The organism is Pseudomonas sp. NPDC096925, assembly GCF_044762545.1.
Lineage (GTDB): Bacteria > Pseudomonadota > Gammaproteobacteria > Pseudomonadales > Pseudomonadaceae > Aquipseudomonas.
This window is the reverse complement of record NZ_JBIWEM010000004.1, coordinates 36,439-58,477: the sequence shown is the minus strand read 5'-3', so window position 1 is coordinate 58,477 and position 22,039 is coordinate 36,439. Positions and strand designations below refer to the sequence as shown.

Annotated in this window: 18 protein-coding genes; 9 read left to right on the top strand and 9 right to left on the bottom strand. The window is 63.6% G+C overall.

The features are described from left to right. Positions 1–128: 128 nt before the first annotated feature. Positions 129–2,420, bottom strand: a complete 2,292-nt coding sequence (gene metE / locus ACIQYU_RS14015; protein WP_233694106.1) for a 5-methyltetrahydropteroyltriglutamate--homocysteine S-methyltransferase — start codon at positions 2,418–2,420, stop codon at positions 129–131. A 315-nt stretch (positions 2,421–2,735) separates the two neighbouring features. Here metE and ACIQYU_RS14010 point away from each other — a divergent pair, with 315 nt between their 5' ends. Further along, positions 2,736–4,223, top strand: a complete 1,488-nt coding sequence (locus ACIQYU_RS14010) for a methylenetetrahydrofolate reductase C-terminal domain-containing protein (protein ID WP_233687081.1) — start codon at positions 2,736–2,738, stop codon at positions 4,221–4,223. On the opposite strand, the gene yjiA is transcribed toward ACIQYU_RS14010, so the two are convergent. The 3 genes from yjiA to ACIQYU_RS13995 form a co-directional block, all read right to left on the bottom strand. Further along, on the bottom strand, positions 4,183–5,160 hold the full coding sequence (yjiA, locus tag ACIQYU_RS14005) for a GTPase (RefSeq protein WP_207836523.1): 978 nt from the start codon (positions 5,158–5,160) through the stop codon (positions 4,183–4,185). The two genes, ACIQYU_RS14010 and yjiA, sit on opposite strands and share 41 nt — an antisense overlap. 124 nt (positions 5,161–5,284) lie before the next feature. Continuing rightward, entirely contained in the window at positions 5,285–5,482 is a 198-nt protein-coding gene (locus ACIQYU_RS14000; RefSeq protein ID WP_013974210.1) for a YbdD/YjiX family protein, read from the bottom strand. 13 nt (positions 5,483–5,495) lie between these two features. Beyond that, positions 5,496–7,562 (bottom strand): carbon starvation CstA family protein, encoded by a 2,067-nt coding sequence (locus ACIQYU_RS13995; protein ID WP_063913400.1) that lies wholly within the window; start codon positions 7,560–7,562, stop codon positions 5,496–5,498. Positions 7,563–7,740: 178 nt separating this feature from the next. Between ACIQYU_RS13995 and ACIQYU_RS13990 the strand changes: the two genes are divergently transcribed. Both ACIQYU_RS13990 and ACIQYU_RS13985 read left to right on the top strand, forming a co-directional pair. Next, entirely contained in the window at positions 7,741–8,100 is a 360-nt protein-coding gene (locus ACIQYU_RS13990; RefSeq protein WP_207836536.1) for a PilZ domain-containing protein, read from the top strand. A gap of 263 nt (positions 8,101–8,363) precedes the next feature. Further along, complete coding sequence (locus ACIQYU_RS13985; RefSeq protein WP_207836538.1) at positions 8,364–9,881, top strand: nucleobase:cation symporter-2 family protein; 1,518 nt, start codon at positions 8,364–8,366, stop codon at positions 9,879–9,881. A gap of 176 nt (positions 9,882–10,057) precedes the next feature. Here ACIQYU_RS13985 and radA read toward each other — a convergent pair whose 3' ends face one another. Next, positions 10,058–11,428 carry a DNA repair protein RadA gene (gene radA, locus ACIQYU_RS13980; protein ID WP_003251626.1) on the bottom strand — a complete coding sequence of 457 codons (1,371 nt, stop codon included), beginning with the start codon at positions 11,426–11,428 and terminating at the stop codon, positions 10,058–10,060. 177 nt (positions 11,429–11,605) lie between these two features. On the opposite strand from radA, the gene mscL reads away from it, so the two are divergent. Further along, positions 11,606–12,025, top strand: coding sequence for a large-conductance mechanosensitive channel protein MscL (gene mscL, locus ACIQYU_RS13975; RefSeq protein ID WP_207836542.1), 420 nt, complete (start codon positions 11,606–11,608; stop codon positions 12,023–12,025). Positions 12,026–12,148: 123 nt separating this feature from the next. Here the strand turns inward: mscL and ACIQYU_RS13970 are convergent, their stop codons facing one another. After that, complete coding sequence (locus ACIQYU_RS13970; RefSeq protein WP_207836544.1) at positions 12,149–12,925, bottom strand: ferredoxin--NADP reductase; 777 nt, start codon at positions 12,923–12,925, stop codon at positions 12,149–12,151. Positions 12,926–13,138: 213 nt separating this feature from the next. Here ACIQYU_RS13970 and ACIQYU_RS13965 point away from each other — a divergent pair, with 213 nt between their 5' ends. Both ACIQYU_RS13965 and ACIQYU_RS13960 read left to right on the top strand, forming a co-directional pair. After that, positions 13,139–13,846: an autoinducer binding domain-containing protein gene (locus tag ACIQYU_RS13965; protein ID WP_207836546.1), complete on the top strand. Its 708-nt coding sequence runs from the start codon at positions 13,139–13,141 to the stop codon at positions 13,844–13,846. A gap of 96 nt (positions 13,847–13,942) precedes the next feature. Further along, entirely contained in the window at positions 13,943–15,067 is a 1,125-nt protein-coding gene (locus tag ACIQYU_RS13960) for a methyltransferase (protein WP_402800444.1), read from the top strand. 117 nt (positions 15,068–15,184) lie between these two features. On the opposite strand, the gene ACIQYU_RS13955 is transcribed toward ACIQYU_RS13960, so the two are convergent. Genes ACIQYU_RS13955 through ACIQYU_RS13945 form a run of 3 tightly spaced genes read right to left on the bottom strand, consistent with a single transcriptional unit; the run spans position 15,185 to position 17,797 of the window. Next, positions 15,185–15,340 carry a DUF2474 domain-containing protein gene (locus ACIQYU_RS13955; protein ID WP_085626848.1) on the bottom strand — a complete coding sequence of 52 codons (156 nt, stop codon included), beginning with the start codon at positions 15,338–15,340 and terminating at the stop codon, positions 15,185–15,187. Between the two features lie 9 nt (positions 15,341–15,349). Further along, the gene (cydB, locus tag ACIQYU_RS13950; protein WP_063913408.1) at positions 15,350–16,357 is read right to left on the bottom strand and encodes a cytochrome d ubiquinol oxidase subunit II; all 1,008 of its coding nucleotides are present in this window, start codon (positions 16,355–16,357) and stop codon (positions 15,350–15,352) included. A 3-nt stretch (positions 16,358–16,360) separates the two neighbouring features. Continuing rightward, positions 16,361–17,797: a cytochrome ubiquinol oxidase subunit I gene (locus ACIQYU_RS13945; protein ID WP_233687083.1), complete on the bottom strand. Its 1,437-nt coding sequence runs from the start codon at positions 17,795–17,797 to the stop codon at positions 16,361–16,363. A gap of 344 nt (positions 17,798–18,141) precedes the next feature. Here ACIQYU_RS13945 and ACIQYU_RS13940 point away from each other — a divergent pair, with 344 nt between their 5' ends. The 3 genes from ACIQYU_RS13940 (at position 18,142) to trmA (ending at position 22,019) form a co-directional block, all read left to right on the top strand. Further along, a complete protein-coding gene (locus tag ACIQYU_RS13940) occupies positions 18,142–19,362 on the top strand; it encodes an MFS transporter (protein WP_207838223.1) in 1,221 nt (406 codons plus the stop codon). 279 nt (positions 19,363–19,641) lie between these two features. Then, complete coding sequence (locus ACIQYU_RS13935; RefSeq protein ID WP_233687084.1) at positions 19,642–20,937, top strand: NCS2 family permease; 1,296 nt, start codon at positions 19,642–19,644, stop codon at positions 20,935–20,937. Continuing rightward, complete coding sequence (gene trmA / locus ACIQYU_RS13930) at positions 20,934–22,019, top strand: tRNA (uridine(54)-C5)-methyltransferase TrmA (RefSeq protein WP_402800439.1); 1,086 nt, start codon at positions 20,934–20,936, stop codon at positions 22,017–22,019. The genes ACIQYU_RS13935 and trmA overlap by 4 nt, the downstream gene beginning before the upstream one ends. Positions 22,020–22,039: the final 20 nt, after the last annotated feature.

The window sequence follows — 22,039 nt, the reverse complement described above, 5'->3', positions numbered from 1 at the left end:
TTGTAGTGCCTGTGTCGGCCTCTTCGCGGGTGAACCCGCTCCCACAGGCGCACCACTGCATTCAAGATATGCACGGTCCCTGTGGGAGCGGGTTTACCCGCGAAGAGGCCGGTACCGGCAGTAAATGATCAGGCGGTAGCGCGCAACTCACGAGCAGCGGCAACCATATTGATCAGCGCGGCCTCGGTCTCCGGCCAGGCACGGGTCTTCAGCCCGCAATCCGGGTTGACCCACAGACGCTCGGCCGGGATACGCCGGGCAGCCTTGCGCAGAAGCTTGACCATCTCCTCACGGGTCGGCACCCGTGGCGAGTGAATGTCATACACACCCGGGCCGATCTCGTTGGGGTAGGCAAAGCGCTCGAACGCCGCCAGCAACTCCATGTCCGACCGCGAGGTTTCGATGGTGATCACGTCGGCATCCATCGCCGCGATCGACTCGATCACGTCGTTGAACTCGCTGTAGCACATGTGGGTGTGGATCTGGGTTTCGTCACGCACCCCCGAGGCACACAGGCGGAAGGCCTCGGTGGCCCACTCCAGGTAGTGGGCCCAGGCACCGTGGCGCAGCGGCAGGCCTTCACGGAAAGCCGCTTCGTCGATCTGCACAATCCTGATACCCGCCGCTTCCAGATCGACCACTTCGTCACGGATTGCCAGAGCCAGCTGGCGCGCCTGCACTTCGCGGCTCACGTCTTCACGCGGGAACGACCACATCAGCATGGTCACCGGGCCGGTCAGCATGCCCTTCATCACCTTGCTGGTCAGGCCTTGGGCGTACTTGATCCATTCCACGGTCATGGCCTTCGGCCGACTCAGGTCACCAACGATCACCGCAGGCTTCACACAGCGCGAACCATAGCTCTGCACCCAGCCGAAGCGGGTGAATGCATAGCCATCGATCTGCTCGGCGAAGTACTCGACCATGTCGTTGCGCTCGGCCTCACCGTGTACCAGCACATCCAGGCCCAGGTCCTCCTGGGTTTTCACCGCATGGCGGATCTCGCTGTGCATGGCCTCGACGTAATCGGCCTCGGTCAGCTTGCCCTGCCTGTAGGCCTGGCGTGCCAGGCGAATCGCCGAGGTCTGCGGGAACGAGCCGATGGTGGTGGTCGGGAACGCTGGCAGGTCGAGCCCCGCACGTTGCTTGACGATACGTTGGGCAAACGCCGACTGACGCTGGCTGTCAGCGGGCTTGATGGCCGCCAGGCGGGCTTGCACGGCAGGCTTGTGAATACGCGGCGAAGCGGCGCGGCTGGCCTGCACGGCCTGGCTCTGAGCCAGTGCTGTGGTCACGTCGTCGGCTTGCGGAACATTGATGGCCTTGGCCAGCAGCGCCACTTCCTGGCACTTCTGCACGGCAAAGGCCAGCCAGCTGTGCAGTTCGGCATCGAGCTGGTCCTCACGGGCCAGGTCCACCGGGCTGTGCAGCAGCGAGCAGGACGGCGCCACCCACAGCCGCTCGCCCAGGCGTTCATGGGCATGGCGCAGTACCGCCAGCGCCTTTTCCAGGTCGCAGCGCCAGACGTTGCGGCCGTTGACCAGGCCCAGCGACAGCACCTTGTAGGCCGGCAGGCGATCGAGGATGGTCGGGTACTGCTCGGGCGCCCGTACCAGGTCAATGTGCAGGCCATCGACTGGCAGGTTGGCGGCGAGGCCCAGGTTGTCTTCCAGGCCGCCGAAGTAGGTGGCGATCAGCTTTTTCAGTGGCGCCCGCTGAAGGATGTTGTAGACGCGCTCGTAAGCGTTCTTCCAGTCCTGAGGCAGGTCCAGGGCCAGGATCGGCTCATCGATCTGCACCCATTCCACACCTTGGGCAGCCAGGCGGTTGAGGATCTGGTCATACACTGGCAGCAGGCGGTCGAGCAGCTCCAGCTTGTCGAAATCGCCACCCTTGGCCTTGCCCAGCCACAGGTAGGTCAGCGGGCCGATTACTACCGGCTTGGCCGCGTGGCCCAGGGCCTGGGCCTCTGCCACTTCTTCGAACAACTGCTCCCAGCTCAGGGCGAACTGCTGGTCGACGGTGAATTCGGGGACCAGGTAGTGGTAGTTGGTGTCGAACCACTTGGTCATTTCCTGGGCGTGTGCGCCACCGCAGCAACTGTCACCCACGGCGCCACGGGCCATGGCGAACAGGGTCTGCAGGGTCGGCCTGGCAGCGTCCTGGCTGCGGAAACGCTGCGGAATCACGCCGAAGGTCAGCGAGTGGGTCAGCACCTGGTCGTACCAGGCGAAGTCGCCGACCGGCAGCAGTTCGATGCCGGCGTCTTTCTGCACCTGCCAGTGGCGGGCACGCAGCTCACGGCCGACGGCGCGCAGGCCGGCTTCGTCGAGTTCACCCTTCCAGTAGGCTTCCAGGGCCTTTTTCAGCTCGCGGTCGCGACCGATACGTGGAAAGCCCAGGTTGTGTGCCAGTGCCATGTCTTGTCCCTCAGCATGCATAAATGAATGAGGGGATTTTCCGGATGCTTGCATCTTGAGACAAACTCATTAAATTTGAGATGAACTCAAGATTTCCTCATGTTCATGTTTTTGTGCTGCCTGTGCCGGCCCTTTCGCGGCTAAAGCCGCTCCCACAGGTACCGCGCCACCCTGTGGGAGCGGCTTTAGCCGCGAAAGGGCCGCTACAGGCAACCTTGGATGTCTCATTCAGAGCACCACCCTGCGCATTCGGACATGACCCCACCCGCCTTCTGCCGCACAATGCCACCCTGACCACACCAGGTACCCGGCCCCATGAGCCTGCTGAAAACCGCGCTGCGCGAAAACACCTTCGTCTGCGTCATGGAGTTCGTCCCCAAAGCCTCCGCAGAACGCTTCGCCGCCATGGAGGCGATCCTGGCCCGTGCGCACCTGTGCGGCTGGCCAATGACCGTGGCCATTGGCGACCGCGTCGGCAGCCCGCTGGACATGTCGCCACTGGACGCCCTCGCCTCGTTCAGCAACCCGGTACCCGCCCTGCCGCATTTCTCCGGCAAGGACCGCGAACACCACCACCTGCTCGCCCAACTGCAACGCATGGATGCCGCCGGCCTGGACCAGTTGTTGCTGCTCACCGGCGACCGCCTGCCCGGCCACCAGCCTGGCCAGCGCCCGGTGCGCTACCTGGAATCGGTCGCAGCCCTGCAGATCGCCCGCCAGGCCTGCCCGCACTGGCTGCTTGGCGCTGCGCTGAACCCGTTCAAGTACTGCGAGGAAGAAGGCGGTGCCCAATACTTCAAGGCCGAGAAAAAGCTGGCGGCAGGCGCCGACTTCCTCACCCTGCAACTGGGTTTCGATGCTGGCAAACACCAGGAAGCCATGCACTGGATGAGCCGCCAGGCCACGCCCAGGCCGATGCTGGCCTGCCTGATGAGCCTCACCCACGGGCGGGCGACGATGCTCGAGCACGTGGCGGGCGTGACCGTCACGCCGTCCATGCGCGACATGCTCGAAGCGGAAGCGGCGCAGTCCAAGGCCTTTGCCCAGGCGCGCAGCATCGACCGCCTGGCCTTGCAGATCATCGGCGTGAAGCTGATGGGCTATGCCGGCGTGCATCTGTCGGGGGTTCACGAACTCAAGCAACTGCTGGCCCTGGAAGCACGCATCGAGCACTGGCAGGCGCAAATCCACACGCTGGAACAATGGGCGCCGGCCTGGCATGCCAGCTGGCAGATGCCCGGTCTGCCGGCAGTCAGCTTCCACCCGCCACAGGCGAGCTGGCGCCAGGGCGAGTCACGGGTCGATGCGTCGTTCAAAGAAAAAGCGCGCTATCACCTGATGCACGGCATGCATTCGCTGCTGTTCAGCCGCCGTAATGGCCTGAGCAAGGCATTTGGCTGGGCCGTGCGCCAGCCTTTGTGGACTACACGCCTTGGCGCGCGGGTGCTGCACAAGGTGGAACACGCGGTGAAGCACCCGCTGGTAGGCTGCGACACCTGCGGCCGTTGCCGCCTGGAGGACACCCTGTACATCTGCCCGGAAACCTGCCCCAAGGGCCTGGCCAATGGCCCCTGCGGCGGCACGGCGCTGAACCGCTGCGAGTTCGGCGACCGCGAGTGCATCCACAGCGCCAAGTACCGCACTGCCAAGGCGGTGCGGCAAACGGCGCTGCTGACCGAGCGCCTGATCCCGTGTATCGAGTTGGAGACACGCCACCGCAGTTCATGGCCACAGTGGTTCCAGGCCCAGACACCGCGTCAGCTCAGCCCGCAGCCAGCGCCTCGAACCCAGCCCGAATCCTAGCTTCGGGCAATTCGTCGGCGATGAACACCATCACGCTCTCGCGGGTTTCATCTTCGGCCCACTCGGCATCCCAGTCGAAGCCGTAGAGCTTGAGCACGCCCTGGAACACCAGCTTGCGCGCTTCACCGGCAATGTTCAGCACGCCCTTGTAGCGCAGCAGCTGCTTGCCGTGGGTTTCCAGCAGTTCGTTCATGAAGTCGCTGAGGCGGTCGATGTCCAGCGCGGTTTCCGTGCGCAGCACCAAGGTGGAGATCCGGTCCGGGGTAGCGGGCTTGAGCAGCGGGCGCAGCGCCGGCTGCAGGTTCGCGCCCAGATCGGGGTTGAGGTTGAAACCACGCACATCCAGCAGTTCAGCCAGGTCGATGCGACCATGCTCGACCACACGGATCGCGGCCCGGCCATTGATGCGGGCCAGGCGCTCGCGCAGGGCCTCGACCGCAGCGGGCTCGACCAGGTCGGTCTTGCTCAGCAGCAGGCGATCGGCAAAGCCGACCTGGGCCTGGGCGATGGTCTGGGTCAGGTGCAGCTCGGCGTGGGCGGCATCGACCAGGGTGAGGATGCCATCGAGGATATAGCGCTCGCGAAGCTCCTCGTCGATGAAGAAGGTTTGTGCCACCGGCGCCGGGTCGGCCAGGCCGGTGCATTCGATTACCAGGCGGTCGAAGGCGATCTCGCCGGCATCCAGGCGTTCGAGCAGCAGGTACAAGGCGCGGGTCAGGTCGCCGTGGATGCTGCAGCACACACAGCCATTGGCCAGGGTCATCACCTGCACCGGCTCGTCGCCCAGCAGCTGGCTGTCGATGCCGGCCTCGCTGAATTCGTTTTCGATCACGGCGATTTTCAGGCCGTGCTCGGCCTTGAGCATGTGCTTGAGCAAGGTGGTCTTGCCGGCACCGAGGAAGCCAGTGAGCACGGTTACGGGAATAGGCGTCTGCACGCAGAACATCTCCTGTGCAGTGAGAATTTTGAAGGTGTACCACGGCCCTTGTGGGAGCGGCCCTATCGCGACACGAGGCCGCTCCCACAAAGACCGCGCTAGCCGATCAGGCTAGCGCGGGCCGTTAGCAGCACTTGGGCCCGGACTTGCCGCCGTAACGCGCTTCCTGGCGTTCGCGGAAGAACTCCTCGTACGTCATGACCGGCTTGTCCGGGTGCTTGGTCTGCATGTGCTCGACGTAGTTGTCGTAGTCGGGCATGCCGACCATCAGGCGGGCTGCCTGCCCCAGGTATTTACCCAGTCGACCCAGGTCGTTGAACATCGCAGCAGTCCTCTCAAGCGTCCGGCAGGGCCTGGAACGGGGTTTCCTTGTCGGTACGTTCCTTGCGGCCGAGGGCGGCGAAGCCGACCTTGACAGCGAAGAACAGCACGCTGAACACCACCAACAGGAACAGCACGGTCAGGCCGGCGTTGGTGTAGGCATTGAAGATCACATGCTGCATCTGCCCGATGTCCTTGGCCGGGGCCAGTACCTGGCCGGCGTCCAGTGCAGTGCTGTACTTCTTGGCCAGGGCCAGGAAGCCGACTGCCGGGTTCGGGTCGAACAGCTTGATCAGGCCTGCGGTAGTGGTGCAGATCAGCAGCCACACGGCCGGCAGCAGGGTGACCCAGACGTAGCGCTGGCGCTTCATCTTGATCAGCACCACGGTGCCGAGCATCAGGGCGATACCGGCCAGCATCTGGTTGGAGATGCCGAACAACGGCCACAAGGTGTTGATGCCACCCAGCGGGTCGATCACGCCTTGGTACAGCAGGTAGCCCCACAGGGCCACGCAGCCGGCAGTACCGATCAGGTTGGCGGTCCACGATTCGGTGCGTTTGAGCGCCGGCACGAAGCTGCCCAGCAGGTCCTGCAGCATGAAGCGCCCGGCACGGGTGCCGGCGTCTACCGCAGTGAGGATGAACAGGGCCTCGAACAGGATCGCGAAGTGGTACCAGAAGGCCATGGTGTTTTCACCCGGCAGCACCTGGTGCAGGATCTGCGCGATACCCACCGCCAGGGTTGGAGCGCCACCGGCACGGGCCAGCACAGTGTGCTCGCCAATGTCGCGGGCGGTGGCCTCGAGCTGCTCAGGGGTGATCAGGAAGCCCCAGCTGCTGACCGTTTGCGCCACCGACGCCACGTCTGCACCGACCACCGCGGCCGGGCTGTTCATGGCGAAGTACACGCCCGGCTCGATTACCGAAGCGGCGACCATGGCCATGATGGCGACGAACGATTCCATCAGCATGCCGCCGTAGCCGATGTAGCGGGCGTTGGTTTCGTTGTCCAGCAGCTTCGGCGTGGTCCCCGAGGAGATCAGCGCGTGGAAGCCGGACACCGCACCACAGGCGATGGTGATGAACAGGAACGGGAACAGGGTGCCCTTCCACACCGGGCCGGTGCCGTCGGTGAACTGGGTCAGCGCCGGCATTTTCAGCTCGGGCGCGATGATCAGGATACCGATGGCCAGGCCAACGATGGTGCCGATCTTGAGGAAGGTCGACAGGTAGTCACGTGGCGCCAGTACCAGCCATACCGGCAGCACTGCGGCGACGAAGCCATAACCCACCAGCATCCAGGTGATCTGCACGCCGGTGAAGGTGAACGCCGGGCCCCAGGTCGGATCTGCAGCAATCTGGCCCCCCAGCCAGATCGAGGCCAGCAGCAGCACCACGCCGATGACCGAAATCTCACCGATGTGGCCCGGGCGGATGTAGCGCATGTAGATGCCCATGAACATCGCGATCGGGATGGTCGCCATCACCGTGAACATGCCCCACGGGCTTTCGGCCAGGGCCTTGACCACGATCAACGCCAGCACCGCAAGGATGATGATCATGATCAGGAAGCAGCCGAACAGGGCAATGGTGCCCGGAATGCGGCCCATCTCCTCGCGCACCATGTCGCCCAGCGAACGGCCGTTACGGCGGGTGGACAGGAACAGGACCATGAAGTCCTGCACCGCACCGGCCAGCACCACGCCGGCGATCAGCCACAGCGTGCCGGGCAGGTAGCCCATCTGCGCGGCGAGTACCGGGCCGACCAAGGGACCTGCGCCAGCGATGGCGGCGAAGTGGTGACCGAAGAGGATGTGTTTGTTGGTCGGGACGTAGTCCAGGCCGTCGTTGTTGAGCACCGCCGGGGTGGCTCGGCGCGGGTCGAGTTGCATCACCTTGGTGGCGATGAACAGGCTGTAGTAACGATAGGCGACCAGGTAGAGGGCCACCGCCGCGACCACGATCCACAAGGCATTGATCGCCTCGCCGCGACGCAGGGCAACCACACCCAGCGCACAGGCTCCTATGACTGCCAGCGCCAGCCACGGAATGTGGCGTAGCAGGCTATTATTGTTGTTCATGGTTTGCTTCCAGCTGGTGGATTGGAAAAGACCGCCCATCGAGTCTAGGGCGAGTCATCGCGCATTGCCACACTTGCTTTGGTCTAGAGCCTCTGCGGCCAGATTGCGGTACCTGATGCACATACCACTCTAACTATAGTCAGGATGTCCCCTGAGGACCTATTCGAGGATCTATCCCATGAGCGAACACGAACGCCGCCGCTTTCAGCGCATCGATTTCGACGCCCCCACCGAACTGCGCCAGGGCCTGCAACGCTGGCCTGCCAAGCTGCTGGACCTTTCACTCAAGGGTTTGCTGATCGAGCGCCCGGCCAACTGGGATGCCGACCTGACCCAGGATTTCGACGCCATCATTCAACTGGACCCCGATACACGTGTGCAGATGCAAGTTGAACTGCGCCATGAAGAACCGGACCGCCTGGGCTTCATCTGCCTGTACATCGACCTCGAGTCGATGAGCCATTTGCACCGTCTTGTGGAATTGAACGTGGCCGACAGCACCGAAATGATGCGTGAGCTGCGCGAACTCATCGAATAATGAAATCTCTTAGCTAGCTAATGGCTTCCTCACCTTGTGTTTCCTGTCTACCCAGACAGCTTTAAGCCTGGGTAGCAGCGTTTTGTACACACCCCTCTAGTACAGCCTCTGAAGAGTTGGTACGCGTTCTGCATTGGATGCACACACACCTTGCGGGCGCTCTTGTGCGCGCTCCAATCAAAATATTGTATACAATTCTTGTGGAAATCATTTGCAGGAAGTGTCTACAGTAGCGCCACAACAATAAACAGAGAGCCTGCTCCATGACTACGTCCACTAGCACGTCTCCCGCCAAGCGCCCCGAGGATGAAAACCTCGGCCTTGGGGCCAACCTGGCCTATGGTCTGCAGCATGTGCTGACCATGTACGGCGGGATCGTCGCGGTACCCCTGATCCTGGGGCAGGCCGCGGGCCTGAACGGCGCCGAAATCGGCATGCTGATCGCCGCTTCGCTGTTTGCCGGTGGCCTGGCCACCCTGCTGCAAACCCTCGGTTTGCCGTTCTTCGGCTGCCAGTTGCCGCTGGTGCAGGGTGTTTCGTTCGCCGGTGTGGCAACCATGGGGGCAATCCTCAGCAGCGAGGGCGGTGGTGGTCTGCCAGGCGTGCTCGGCGCGGTCATGGCAGCGTCGCTGATCGGCTTTCTGATCACCCCGGTGTTCTCGCGCATCACCAAGTTCTTTCCGCCGCTGGTGACCGGCATTGTCATCACCACCATCGGCCTGACCCTGATGCCCGTGGCCGCCCGCTGGGTAATGGGTGGCAACAGCGCATCGCCGGAGTTCGGCAGCGTGGCCAATATCGGCCTGGCAGCACTGACCTTCGCCATCGTGCTGCTGTTGAGCAAGCTGGGCAGCGCGGCCATCTCGCGCCTGTCGATCCTGCTGGCCATGGTGGTCGGCACCCTGATCGCCTGGGCGCTGGGCATGGCCGACTTCAGCAAGGTCACCGAGGGCCCGATGTTCGCCTTCCCCACGCCGTTTCATTTCGGCATGCCGGAATTCCACATCGCCGCAATCCTGTCGATGTGCATCGTGATCATGGTGACCTTGGTTGAAACCTCGGCCGACATCCTCGCCGTGGGTGAGATCATCGACACCAAGGTCGACTCCAAGCGCCTGGGCAACGGCCTGCGCGCCGACATGGCGTCGAGCGTCCTGGCGCCGATCTTCGGCTCGTTCACCCAGAGCGCATTCGCCCAGAACGTCGGCCTGGTAGCCGTGACCGGGGTCAAGAGCCGCTACGTGGTGGCCACCGGTGGCGTGATCCTGGTGGTGCTGGGCCTGTTGCCGATCATGGGCCGGGTGATAGCAGCAGTCCCTACCCCGGTACTGGGTGGCGCGGGCATCGTGCTGTTCGGCACCGTGGCGGCCAGTGGTATCCGTACCCTGTCCAAGGTCAGCTACAAGAACAACGTCAACCTGATCATCGTTGCCGCCTCGCTGGGCTTCGGCATGATCCCGATTGCCGCACCGACCTTCTACCACCACTTCCCGAACTGGTTCGAGACCATCTTCCACTCGGGCATCAGCTCGGCGGCGATCATGGCCATCCTGCTGAACCTGATCTTCAACCACTTCACCGCCGGCAACTCGGACCAGCAGTCGGTGTTTGCCGCCGCGTACGAGCGCACCATCCAGTACTCGGACATTTCAGCGCTGCGTGATGGCGACTACTTCAAGGATGGCAAGCTGTTCGATGCCGAGGGTAATGAAGTGCCGATGCTGGAACTGGACGAGCATGGCAATGAAACGGTCAGGCGCAGTGCGGTTGCCGAGCATTGACTGCTGACTGAGCGGTGAGGTGGGGGGCCGACGCGCATCGTCGGCCCCTTTTTCGTTTTGCCTGTACCGGCCCTTTCGCGGGTAAACCCGCTCCCACAGGGTTTGCACAACCCTGAAGCTGATGCGGTACCTGTGGGAGCGGGTTTACCCGCGAAAGGGCCGGTACAAGCTACAAATTACTCAAATAGCGCATCCAAGGCCTGCTCCAGCCGGGTAACGGCAATCACCTGCAACCCCGCCGGCGCCTCTTTCGGCGCATTGCCCTTGGGCACGATGGCCCGCTTGAAGCCGTGCTTGGCCGCCTCCTTCAAGCGCTCCTGGCCACTGGGCACCGGCCGCACCTCGCCGGACAGGCCGATCTCGCCAAACACCAGCAGGCCATGGGCCAGGGGCCGGTTGCGCAGGCTGGACATCACCGCCGCAAGCAGCGCCAGGTCCGAGGCGGTTTCCAGCACCTTCACCCCGCCGACCACGTTGAGGAACACGTCCTGGTCATGGGTAGGAATACCGCCATGGCGGTGCAGCACTGCCAGCAACATGGCAAGGCGGTTCTGGTCCAGGCCCAGGGTCACCCGGCGCGGGTTGGCCAGGTGGCTGTCGTCGACCAGCGCCTGCACTTCAACCAGCATCGGCCGGGTGCCCTCCCAGGTCGCCATCACCACGCTGCCCGGCACTTCCTCCTGGGTGCGGTTGAGGAAGATCGCCGACGGATTGGACACTTCTTTAAGACCACGGTCGGTCATGCCGAACACACCCAGCTCGTTGACCGCGCCAAAGCGGTTCTTCACCGCCCGCAGCAGGCGCAGGCGGCCATCGGACTCGCCCTCGAAATACAGCACGGTATCGACCATGTGCTCAAGTACCCGTGGCCCGGCCAGCGAGCCCTCCTTGGTCACGTGGCCGACCAGGAAAATCGCCGTACCGCTCTGTTTGGCGTAGCGCACCAGCAACGCCGTGCTCTCGCGTACCTGAGCCACGCCGCCGGGCGCCGATTGCAGTTGCTCGGTGAAAATGGTCTGGATCGAGTCGATCACCATGACCCGCGGTTTTTCGACGCGTGCCGTGGCGATGATGGTTTCGATGCAGGTTTCGGTCATCACCTTGAGCTGGTCCTGGGGCAGGCCCAGGCGCCGCGAACGCATGGCCACCTGCTGTTGCGACTCCTCGCCGGTGACATACAGCGCCGGCATGCCCACGGCAATGTTGCACAAGGTTTGCAGCAGGATGGTCGACTTGCCGATGCCGGGGTCGCCACCGATCAACACCACCGAGCCATCCACCAGGCCACCGCCCAGCACGCGGTCCAGTTCGGTGCTGCTGGTGGTGAAGCGCGGGATTTCTTCGACGCTGACTTCGGCCAGGGTCTTGATCTGCGCCTGCTGACCGGTCCAGCCGGCACGGCCGCTACTGGGCGCAGCGGCGCCGCCGCTTTCGATCATGGTCTCGACCAAAGTGTTCCAGGCCCCGCATTCGCCACACTGGCCGGCCCATTTGGGGAAGGTCGCACCGCACTCGGTGCAGCCATACAAGCGCTTGGCCTTGGCCATGGCTGGGGGTCTCCTGGAAAAAACCGCCATGATAGCCGAGCTGGACGTGCCTCGAACGCCTCGGGATGCGACAAAACTATTCGTTCTAACCGCAGTCAGTAGCCCAGAGCACAACGCATGAAGCGTTCAAGTGGCTTACACTGCGTAAACCTTACCTTTTGTTACAAGGAACCAAACATGGGCATGATCAGTGAGTTCAAGGCCTTCGCGGTCAAAGGCAATGTCGTCGACATGGCGGTCGGTATCATCATCGGCGCGGCCTTCGGCAAGATCGTCTCGTCTTTCGTCGGTGACGTGGTCATGCCGCCACTGGGCCTGTTGATCGGTGGCATGGACTTCAGCGACCTGGCAGTTACCCTGAAGGCTGCCGAAGGTGACGTTCCGGCGGTGGTGCTGGCCTATGGCAAGTTCATCCAGACCGTGATCGACTTCGTGATCGTGGCCTTTGCCATCTTCATGGGGGTGAAGGCGATCAACAAGCTCAAGCGTGAAGAGGCCGTGGCGCCGACTGCACCGCCTGTGCCGACTGCCGAAGAGACCTTGCTGACCGAGATCCGCGATTTGCTCAAGGCGCAGAACCAGAACCGTTTGCCCTGAGGTTAGATAGGGAGCGCTGTGGGAGCGGGCAGGCCCGCGAAGAATCCAACGCGGTGGATGGCACCGGCTCCGCCGGTGTTCGCGGGCAGATCGGACCGCCGCACCGCCGCTCCCCCAACGGCCTTACCAGTAATTCTCTACCGCCACCTGCCCCGGCCGCTTGCTCAGGCTCAATTGCAGGTCGCGCGCCTTCAGTACCTTGCGCGTATCGTCAATCATCTGCGGGTTGCCACACAGCATCACCCGCGAATGTTCCGGCGACAGCTCCAGCCCCGCCGCCTTCTCCAGTTCGCCATTCTCGATCAGCGTGGTAATACGCTGGTTCAACGCCCCCGGGTGCTGTTCACGGGTCACCACCGGAATGAACTGCAACTTGCCGGCGAACTCGGCCAGGTAATCGCGCTGCTCCAGCCCGGCGATTTCATCCACATAGGCCAGCTCTTTCGCTTCGCGCACCGAATACACCAGCTTGATGTTGTCGAAACGCTCCCAAGCCTCGAAGTCCTGCAGGATCGACATGAACGGCGCAATGCCAGTACCGGTCGCCAGCAACCACAGGTCGCGGCCACCGACGAAGCGGTCGAGGGTAAGGAAGCCGAAGGCCTGGCGATCGATCAGCAGAGCATCGCCCGCCCCCAGCCTGCTCAGCTCACTGGTGAATTCCCCACCAGGCACCACGATGGAGAAGAAGTCCAGGTGCTCGTCATGGGGCGCGCTGACCATGGAGTAGGCACGCCACACTACACTGCCATCGGCCTTGGTCACGCCCAGGCGGGCGAACTGGCCGGAACGGAAGCGGAACCCCGCATCGCGCGTAACCCGCAGGCTGAAGAGGTTCGGCGTCAGTGGCTGAACATCGAGCAGGGTCTGGCGGGTGAACTTTTCGGCGCTAGCGGTCATATCGGGCTCCAGGTTTGGCGTGCGCACAGTGTCGCGCAAAGTAGCGCGGATAAAAACCACTGCTTTGTAGGGCCTCATCTGCGGCGATCCTGCCGAAGTCGCAGAAAATCCTGAGTGCTATAACAAAAAATTCCCAGCGGGATCGTAGGTCTTTTCCTACAATCATCCGGGCACCCAAACGGAATGAATCCTGGAACCCAAGGAGTTGTTCAGATGCTTCACTGGAAACCCGAGCATCTTCATACGTTTGCCAGCGAACGCAGCCCACGGAAGCTGTTCGACATCGCGGTTTGCCTGGCACAGGACCTGGGCATGGAATATCTCGGGCTGAACATTCGCATCCAGATCGCCACGCAAACACCCAGACTGTACCTTTACAGCAATTACCCGAGCGGCTGGATCGAGCGCTATCAGGGCGACGAGCTCTACAAGCAGGACGCGGCCGCATACCTGAGCCACACCTCGACCATGCCAGTGCAATGGACCGACGAGCTGTATCGTGAAGCCCCGCAGTTTCGTGAAATCGCCTGCCAGCACGGTCTGCGCCATGGCTGGACACAGTCGCTGCACGATCTGCATCACAACGAAAGCCAGATCAGCGTGGCCAGGCCTGCCGGCAGCATCAATATGGCAGAGCTCTACGGCAAGGCCGGCAACGTGCAGTGGCTGTGCCACACCCTGCATGCGGTGCTTGGCGAACACCACCTCAATGCACTGTGCCCGCCGGCGCCGAAAATGAGCGATCGGGAACTTGAAGTGCTGAAATGGTCGGCCGCCGGCAAGACCGCCGCCGACGTGGCCTGCATCCTGTCGCTGTCGCAAAGCACGGTGAACTTCCATATCCGCAGTGTCATCACCAAGACCAACGCCGCCAACAAGGCCGGCGCCATCGCCATCGCCGCCCTGCGTGGCTGGATCTGACCTTCAAACCTGCGACCTTGGGCAAAGCCCTGTAGAATCGCCCGGCAAAGCCCGGAGCGAACCGCAACGGGCAGTTTCGTACCCGAGCCAGACGCCATGCCCCTGTTGACCACCCCCTACGCCGAACTCGACCTGATCCGCCAGCCGGAACAGGCCAACGACCCGCTGCAGGCTTTCGATGCCGCCGACGAGTACCTGCTTGCGCAGCTGCACGAACAGGCCCCCGCGGCCAACTGCCGGGTGCTGGTGCTCAATGACAGCTTTGGCGCCCTGGCCGCCAGCCTGGCGGGCAAGCTGCAGGTGGTCAGCAGTGGCGACTCGCACCTGGCGCACCTGGCCCTGGAAAAGAACCTGACACGCAATGGCCTGCCGTTTGACAGCGTGCCGTTCGTACCGGCCAGCGAACACTGGCAAGGCCCGTTCGACCGGGTGCTGGTGCGCGTGCCCAAGACCCTGGCCCTGCTCGAAGAACAGCTGATCCGCCTGCAAGGCCACCTGGCGCCCGGTGCACAGGTGATTGCCGGGGCGATGATCAAGCACCTGCCACGAGCGGCAGGTGACCTTATGGAGAAGTACATCGGCCCGGTGCAGGCCTCGCTGGCACAAAAAAAGGCTCGGTTGCTGACAGCAACGGTGGCCGAACGGCCTGTCGCCCGCTCGCCCTACCCTAGCCGCTACCGTCTTGACACGCCGGCGCTGGAGTTGGTCAACCACGCCAACGTGTTCTGCCGTGAGGGTCTGGACATCGGCACCCGGGCGTTCCTCCCGCACCTGCCCCGCGAACTGGGCCGTGCGCGGGTGGCGGACCTGGGTTGCGGCAACGGCGTGCTGGCGATAGCCAGCGCCCTGGACAACCCGGATGCCCAGTACACCCTGGTCGACGAGTCGTACATGGCGGTGCAATCGGCACAAGAGAACTGGCAGGCCGCGCTGGGTGAGCGCCCGGCGGTGTTCGAGGCAGCCGATGGGTTGGCGGGGGTGGAGAAGCAGTCGCTGGACGTGGTGCTGTGCAACCCGCCGTTCCACCAGCAGCAGGTAGTGGGTGACTTCCTCGCCTGGCGCATGTTCCAGCAGGCGCGGGAAGCGCTGGTGGTGGGCGGTGCGCTGTATATCGTGGGTAACCGGCACCTGGGCTATCACAGCAAGCTGGCGCGGTTGTTCCGTGGGGTTGAGCAGGTGGCCGCAACGCCCAAGTTCGTTATCCTGAAAGCCCGCAAGTAAGCCTGTACCGGCCCTATCGCCGGCAAGCCAGCTCCCACAGGTACGGCACTGCATTCAAGGACAGTGCGTTACCTGTGGGAGCTGGCTTGCCGGCGATAGGGCCAGAACAGGCTTACCTCAATGGGTAGTCAACCCCGCTGCCCCCATGAACAGGCGCATCACCCAGGCCGCCACACCCAGAGCCGCCACGCTCATCGCCCAGATCAGCAGCAGCCAACCCAGCCGCTGCCACAGGGGTTTCTTCTCGTCCAAACCATGCTTGCCGGTCATCATGCGGCCCTCCTAGTGATAGCCGTCTTCATGGGTAACCTTGCCGCGGAACACGTAATAGCTCCAGAAGGTATACATGAGGATGAACGGCAGGATGAACAGGGTGCCCACCAGCATGAAGCCCTGGCTCTGCGGTGGCGCCGCAGCGTCCCAGATCGAGATCGACGGCGGGATGATATTCGGCCACAGGCTGATGCCCAGGCCGCTGTAACCAAGGAAGATCAGCACCAACGTCAGCAGGAACGGCGTGTAGTGGGCATTGCGCGCCACCGCCTTGAGCAACCCGTAGAAGGTTACCAGCACCAGCAGCGGCACCGGCATGAACCAGACCAGGTTAGGCATGCTGAACCAGCGCTCGGCAATCTGCGGGTAGGCGATCGGTGTCCACAGGCTGACGATGCCGATCACCACCAGCAGCACCAGCGCCAACGGCCGGGCGATGTCGTGCATCTTCTGCTGCAGCGCCCCTTCGGTCTTCATGATCAGCCAGGTGCAGCCCAACAGGGTGTAGGCAACGATCAGCCCCAGGCCGCAGAACAGGCTGAACGGGGTCAGCCAGTCAAGTGTGCCGCCGGCGAAATGCCGGTCGACCACCTTGAAGCCTTCGAGGAAGGCGCCCAGCGCCACGCCCTGGAAGAAAGTGGCAATCAGCGAACCCCAGATGAACGCCTTGTCCCAGATATGGCGCTTGTCGGCCTTGGCCTTGAAGCGGAACTCGAAGGCCACGCCGCGGAAGATCAGGCCGATCAGCATCAGGATCAATGGCAGGTACAGGGCCTCCAGCACTACCGAATAAGCCATCGGGAATGCCCCGAACAGCCCGGCACCGCCCAGCACCAGCCAGGTTTCGTTGCCGTCCCACACGGGGGCGACGGTGTTCATCATCACATCGCGGTCATGCTCGCCCTTGACGAACGGGAAGAGCATGCCGATCCCCAGGTCGAAACCATCCATCACCACATACATCATGACGCCGAAGATGATGATCACGGCCCAGATCAGCGGAAGGTCGATACCCATGGTTCAGTTCCCCTTGCTCAGGCTGGCGGAGTTGGCCTCTCGGCCATCATCGGCGGCGGACAGCGGCCGCGCCGGCGTGCGTTTGGTGCCTGGGCCACCGGGGCTGTGCTCGTCACCCTCACCGGTCTGCGGCCCTTTGCGCACCAGGCGCATCATGTAGCCAAGGCCGGTGCCGAACAGGGCGAAGTACACCACCACGAAGGCCACCAGGGTGAAGCCGAGCTGGGCATAACTGTGGTTCGACACACCGTCTGCCGTGCGCATCAGGCCATACACCACCCAGGGTTGGCGGCCGATTTCGGTGGTGAACCAGCCGGCCAGCAGCGCGATCAACCCGGAAGGCCCCATCCACAGGGCCAGGTACAGGAACGGCCGCGAGGTGTAGAGCGTGCCGCGCTTGCGCAGCCAGAGGCTCCACAGGCCGACGAAGATCATCAGGAAACCCAGCCCGACCATGATCCGGAACGACCAGAAGACGATGGTCGAGTTAGGCCGGTCTTCGGGCGGGAACTCCTTCATCGCCGGCACCTGCTTGTCCAGGCTGTGGGTCAGGATCAGGCTGCCGAGTGCCGGAATCTCGAGCTTGAAGCGGGTGGTTTCGGCCTGCATGTCGGGGATGCCGAACAAGATCAGCGGGGTCGGCTCGCCGGGCACGTTCTCCCAGTGGCCTTCGATCGCGGCGATCTTCACCGGCTGGTGCTTGAGCGTGTTGAGGCCATGGAAGTCACCGATCACCGCCTGGATCGGGGCGACGATCAGCGCCATCCACATGGCCATCGACAGCATCTTGCGCACCGCCGGGTTGTCACGCCCGCGCAGCAGGTGCCAGGCCGCCGAGGCACCGACGAAGAAGGCAGTGGAGACGAACGCGGCAGTGGCCATGTGCGCCAGGCGGTAGGGGAACGAGGGGTTGAACACCACTGCCAGCCAGTCCACCGGCACCACCCGGCCATCGATGATCTCGTGGCCTTGTGGGGTCTGCATCCAACTGTTGGAGGCGAGGATCCAGAAGGTCGAGACCAGTGTGCCAAGCGCCACCATCACCGTGGAGAAGAAGTGCAAGCCACGGCCGACGCGGTTCCAGCCAAACAGCATGACCCCCAGGAAGCCGGCCTCGAGGAAGAACGCGGTCAGCACCTCGTAAGTGAGCAGCGGGCCGGTAATGGCGCCGGCGAAGTCGGAGAAGCGGCTCCAGTTGGTGCCGAACTGGTAGGCCATGACCAACCCGGAAACCACGCCCATGCCGAAGTTGACGGCGAAGATTTTCGACCAGAAGTGATAAAGGTCACGGTAGACCTGGTTATTGGTCCGCAGCCAGAGGCCTTCGAGGACTGCCAGGTAGCTCGCCAGGCCAATGGTGATGGCCGGGAACAGGATATGAAACGACACGGTAAAGGCAAACTGCATTCGGGCGAGTTCCAAGGCCTCTATTCCGAACATGGTGCTTCCTCTTCAGATAATCCGGCGTCCGGGCCGCTGGCCCCGTCGCCCACTGCCCCCACGGTAGTCGAGTGCGGCGCGTTGGAATTGTTCTGTTCGATCGCAGGGATTTCGGCCCGAGGGCCCGATCGTTACATCTGGAACGATTGATCCAGATCAACGATTGCTAGGAAGCATAGTCCTGAATGGCCTGACGGGCCGTGTGGTTGATTGCCGCGTGACCCGTTGCCCCACCCCCTTTCCTGACGCGTGAAAAAGTGCCGACCCCGGCAAACAGTAACCGGTTGTTACAAACAGATGATACGCTGCGCCCCCCTCTACTGCGCCGAGGCCCCTGGTTTCCGATGTCCGATTCCGCACCGCAGTTGTTGCGTCACCACCGCCCTTTCCTGGCCTTCTGGCTGGCCCGCGTGTTCACCGCCAGCGGCTTCCAGATGCTTACCGTGGCCATTGGCTGGCACCTCTACCAGTTGACCGGCAATGTGCTGGACCTGGGCCTGGTCGGCCTGGTCGAGTTCGCCCCTCGGGTGCTGTTCATGCTGCACACCGGGCATGTCGCCGACCGCTATGACCGGCGCAAGGTCGCAGCGCTGTGCCAGAGCCTGCAGGGGCTGATAGCCCTGGCACTGGCGCTGGGCAGCGCAACCGACAACGTCACCCGCGAGCTGATCTTCGCCCTCGCCTTCCTGCTCGGTGCCACGCGTTCGTTCGAAATGCCGGCGACCCAGGCGCTGCTGCCCAACGTGGTACCGGCCGGTCTGTTCCCGCGCGCGGTGGCGGCTTCAGCCTCGGCCACCCAGACGGCAACCATCGTGGCACCGGCGGTGGGCGGTTTCCTGTATGCCTTCGGCAGCATCTGGGTATACGGCCCCACCGTAGCCCTGTACGCCATCGCCTGTGTCCTGACCTTGAGCCTGCAGGCACGCGGCCAGGTGGCCCAGCGCGGGCGCGCCAGCATCGAATCGCTGCTGGCCGGTATCCGCTTCATCCGTAGCCGGCCCGACATTCTGGGCGCCATCTCGCTGGACCTGTTCGCCGTACTGCTGGGCGGGGCCACCGCGCTGCTGCCGGTGTTCGCCAAGGACATCCTGCTGACCGGCCCGCTGGGCCTGGGCCTGCTGCGCTCGGCGCCAGCGGTGGGAGCGTTGCTGATGTCGCTGTGGCTGGCGCGCTTCCCGTTCGAGCGCAACGTTGGGCGGACCATGTTCACGGCAGTGGGCGTGTTCGGCGTGGCGACCATCGCCTTTGGCCTGTCGACCTCGTTCTGGTTCTCGCTGGCAGTACTGGTTGTGCTGGGCGCGGCGGACATGATCAGCATGGTCATCCGCGGCGCCTTCGTGCAGCTGGAGACGCCGGACGAAATGCGCGGGCGGGTGAGCGCGGTGAACGGCTTGTTCATTGGTGCCTCGAACCAGCTCGGCGAGTTCGAATCGGGGGTTACGGCGCACTGGTTTGGGACGGTGCCGGCGGTGGTACTGGGCGGAGTGGGCACTTTAGTGGTGACTGGGGTGTGGATAAGACTGTTCCCCACACTGGCCAAGCGAGATCGGTTGCATAACGGTTGATCTGTAGCCTGTACCGGCCCTTTCGCGGGTAAACCCGCTCCCACCAGGAGCGCGTCGCCATCAGGCCTGGTGGGGTACCTGTGGGAGCGGGTTCACCCGCGAAGAGGCCGGCACAGGGAAAAAATTACCATTCCCCAACGGCGATAGGCCCCCGCCAAGCATGCTGGTATGATGCGCGGCTTTTTTCCGCCCCACACAAAACCACGGCAACCGGTACGGTCTGTGCTTTGCTGATGGGGTCGATACATTCATGGCGCCGGGGGCGCCTTGGGAGCGGGCATGCTGGAAAGGCTGTTTCAACTGAAAGCACACAACACCAATGTGCGCACCGAGATTCTCGCGGGCGTCACCACCTTCCTGGCCATGGCCTACATCCTGTTCGTCAACCCGAGCATCCTCGGCGAGACCGGCATGGACAAGGGTGCGATCTTCGTCGCCACCTGCCTGGCCGCGGCCATCGGCTCGGTGACCATGGGCCTGATCGCCAACTACCCGATCGCCCTGGCGCCGGGCATGGGCCTGAACGCGTTCTTTACCTACACCGTGGTCCTGCACATGGGCCACACCTGGCAAGTGGCGCTGGGCGCGGTGTTCCTGTCAGCGGTGATGTTCTTCCTGCTGTCGATCTTCCGCATCCGCGAATGGATCGTGAACAGCATCCCGCTGCCGCTGCGTTCGGCCATTGCGGCGGGTATCGGCCTGTTCCTGGCGCTGATTGCTCTGCATAACGCGGGCATCGTCGTCGATAACCCGGCTACCCTGGTGGGCCTGGGCGACCTCAAGCAGCCAGCACCGATCCTCGCCACCCTGGGCTTCTTCCTGATCGTCGGCCTGGAGTCGCTGAAAGTGCGCGGCGCCGTGCTGATCGGCATTCTCGCCGTAACCATCGCCTCGATCCTGATGGGCGTGACACCATTCGGCGGCGTGGTCTCGATGCCGCCATCGCTGGCCCCGACCTTCCTGCAACTGGACATCGCCGGCGCGCTGGACGTGGGCTTGATCAGCGTGATCTTCGCCTTCCTGTTCGTCGACCTGTTCGACAACTCTGGCACCCTGATCGGCGTGGCCAAGCGCGCCGGGCTGATGGGCAAGGACGGGCACATGCCGAAGATGGGCCGTGCCCTGATCGCCGACAGCACTGCAGCCATGGCCGGCTCCCTGCTGGGCACCTCGACCACCACCAGCTACATCGAATCTGCCGCGGGCGTGAGCGCCGGTGGCCGCACCGGCCTGACCGCCATCGTGGTCGCGGTACTGTTCCTGCTGGCGCTGTTCTTCGCCCCGCTGGCCGGTAGCGTGCCAGCCTTCGCCACTGCCCCGGCGCTGCTGTTCGTCGCGGTGCTGATGGCCTCGGGCCTGGCGGAAATAAACTGGGACGACGTCACCGAAGCCGCACCGGTGGTAGTGACCGCCCTGGCCATGCCGCTGACCTACTCGATCGCCAACGGCATCGCCTTCGGCTTCATTTCCTGGACCGCCGTCAAGCTGATCTCCGGCCGCCACCGCGACCTGAACCCGGCCCTGGTGATCCTTTCCATCCTGTTCGTCATCAAGCTGGGCTGGTTCAACGCATGAGTGCTGCTTTCGACCCCTCCTCCTACGCCACCCAGCTGGACGCCAAGGTGGCCCGGCTGCGCGAGCTGCTGGCGCCGTTCGCCGCGCCGGAGCCGGCTGTTTTCGACTCGCCGCGCGAGCATTACCGCCTGCGCGCCGAGTTCCGCCTGTGGCGCGAAGACGGCCAGCGCCACTACGCCATGTTCGCCCCGGGCGAGAAGCACAAGGCGATCCTGATCGACGACTTCCCCATCGCCAGCCAGCGCATCAATGCACTGATGCCACGCCTGAAGGCGGCCTGGCAGGCCAGCGAGGAACTGGGCAACCGCCTGTTCCAGGTGGAGTTCCTCACCACCCTGGCCGGCGATGCCATGGTCACCCTGTGCTACCACCGCCCGCTGGACGAGGCCTGGGAAGTGGCCGCACGGCAACTGGCCGAAGAGCTGGGCGTGAGCATCATTGGCCGCTCCAAGGGCAAGCGCCTGGTGATCGGCCGTGACTACGCGGTGGAAAAGCTCGACGTCGCTGGCCGTGTGTTCAGCTATCGCCAGCCGGAAGGCGCGTTCACCCAGCCCAACGGCGCGGTGAACCAGAAGATGCTGAGGTGGGCCTTCGAGGCCATTGGCGAGCGTGACGACGACCTGCTGGAGCTGTACTGCGGCAACGGCAACTTCACCCTGCCGCTGGCCACTCGCGTGCGCCAGGTGCTGGCCACGGAAATCAGCAAGACCTCGGTCAATGCCGCGCTGAGCAACCTCGACGAGAACGCTGTGGATAACGTGCGGCTGGTGCGCCTGTCGGCAGAAGAGCTGACCCAGGCACTGAACGAGGTGCGACCGTTCCGCCGACTGGAAGGCATCGACCTGAAGAGCTACGCGTTCGGTACGGTGTTCGTCGACCCGCCGCGGGCGGGGATGGATCCGGATACCTGCGAGCTGACCCGGCGTTTCGAGCGGATCCTGTACATCTCGTGCAACCCGGAGACACTGGCAGCGAACATTGCCCAGTTGCACGACACCCACCGCATCGAGCGGTGTGCATTGTTTGACCAGTTCCCTTATACCCACCACATGGAAAGTGGGGTTCTGCTGGTTCGGCGTTGACCGGTAGATTGCCGGGGCCG

Coding starts and splice junctions, on each gene's coding strand:
- ACIQYU_RS13965 (WP_207836546.1), top strand. CDS start 13,139: ATGCTTCACTGGAAACCCGAGCATCTTCATACGTTTGCCAGCGAACGC.
- mscL (WP_207836542.1), top strand. CDS start 11,606: ATGGGCATGATCAGTGAGTTCAAGGCCTTCGCGGTCAAAGGCAATGTC.
- metE (WP_233694106.1), bottom strand. CDS start 2,420: ATGGCACTGGCACACAACCTGGGCTTTCCACGTATCGGTCGCGACCGC.
- radA (WP_003251626.1), bottom strand. CDS start 11,428: ATGGCCAAGGCCAAGCGCTTGTATGGCTGCACCGAGTGCGGTGCGACC.
- ACIQYU_RS14010 (WP_233687081.1), top strand. CDS start 2,736: ATGAGCCTGCTGAAAACCGCGCTGCGCGAAAACACCTTCGTCTGCGTC.
- trmA (WP_402800439.1), top strand. CDS start 20,934: ATGAGTGCTGCTTTCGACCCCTCCTCCTACGCCACCCAGCTGGACGCC.
- ACIQYU_RS13945 (WP_233687083.1), bottom strand. CDS start 17,797: ATGTTCGGAATAGAGGCCTTGGAACTCGCCCGAATGCAGTTTGCCTTT.
- cydB (WP_063913408.1), bottom strand. CDS start 16,357: ATGGGTATCGACCTTCCGCTGATCTGGGCCGTGATCATCATCTTCGGC.
- ACIQYU_RS13935 (WP_233687084.1), top strand. CDS start 19,642: ATGCTGGAAAGGCTGTTTCAACTGAAAGCACACAACACCAATGTGCGC.
- ACIQYU_RS13955 (WP_085626848.1), bottom strand. CDS start 15,340: ATGATGACCGGCAAGCATGGTTTGGACGAGAAGAAACCCCTGTGGCAG.
- ACIQYU_RS13990 (WP_207836536.1), top strand. CDS start 7,741: ATGAGCGAACACGAACGCCGCCGCTTTCAGCGCATCGATTTCGACGCC.
- ACIQYU_RS13960 (WP_402800444.1), top strand. CDS start 13,943: ATGCCCCTGTTGACCACCCCCTACGCCGAACTCGACCTGATCCGCCAG.
- ACIQYU_RS13940 (WP_207838223.1), top strand. CDS start 18,142: ATGTCCGATTCCGCACCGCAGTTGTTGCGTCACCACCGCCCTTTCCTG.
- ACIQYU_RS13995 (WP_063913400.1), bottom strand. CDS start 7,562: ATGAACAACAATAATAGCCTGCTACGCCACATTCCGTGGCTGGCGCTG.
- ACIQYU_RS13985 (WP_207836538.1), top strand. CDS start 8,364: ATGACTACGTCCACTAGCACGTCTCCCGCCAAGCGCCCCGAGGATGAA.
- ACIQYU_RS14000 (WP_013974210.1), bottom strand. CDS start 5,482: ATGTTCAACGACCTGGGTCGACTGGGTAAATACCTGGGGCAGGCAGCC.
- ACIQYU_RS13970 (WP_207836544.1), bottom strand. CDS start 12,925: ATGACCGCTAGCGCCGAAAAGTTCACCCGCCAGACCCTGCTCGATGTT.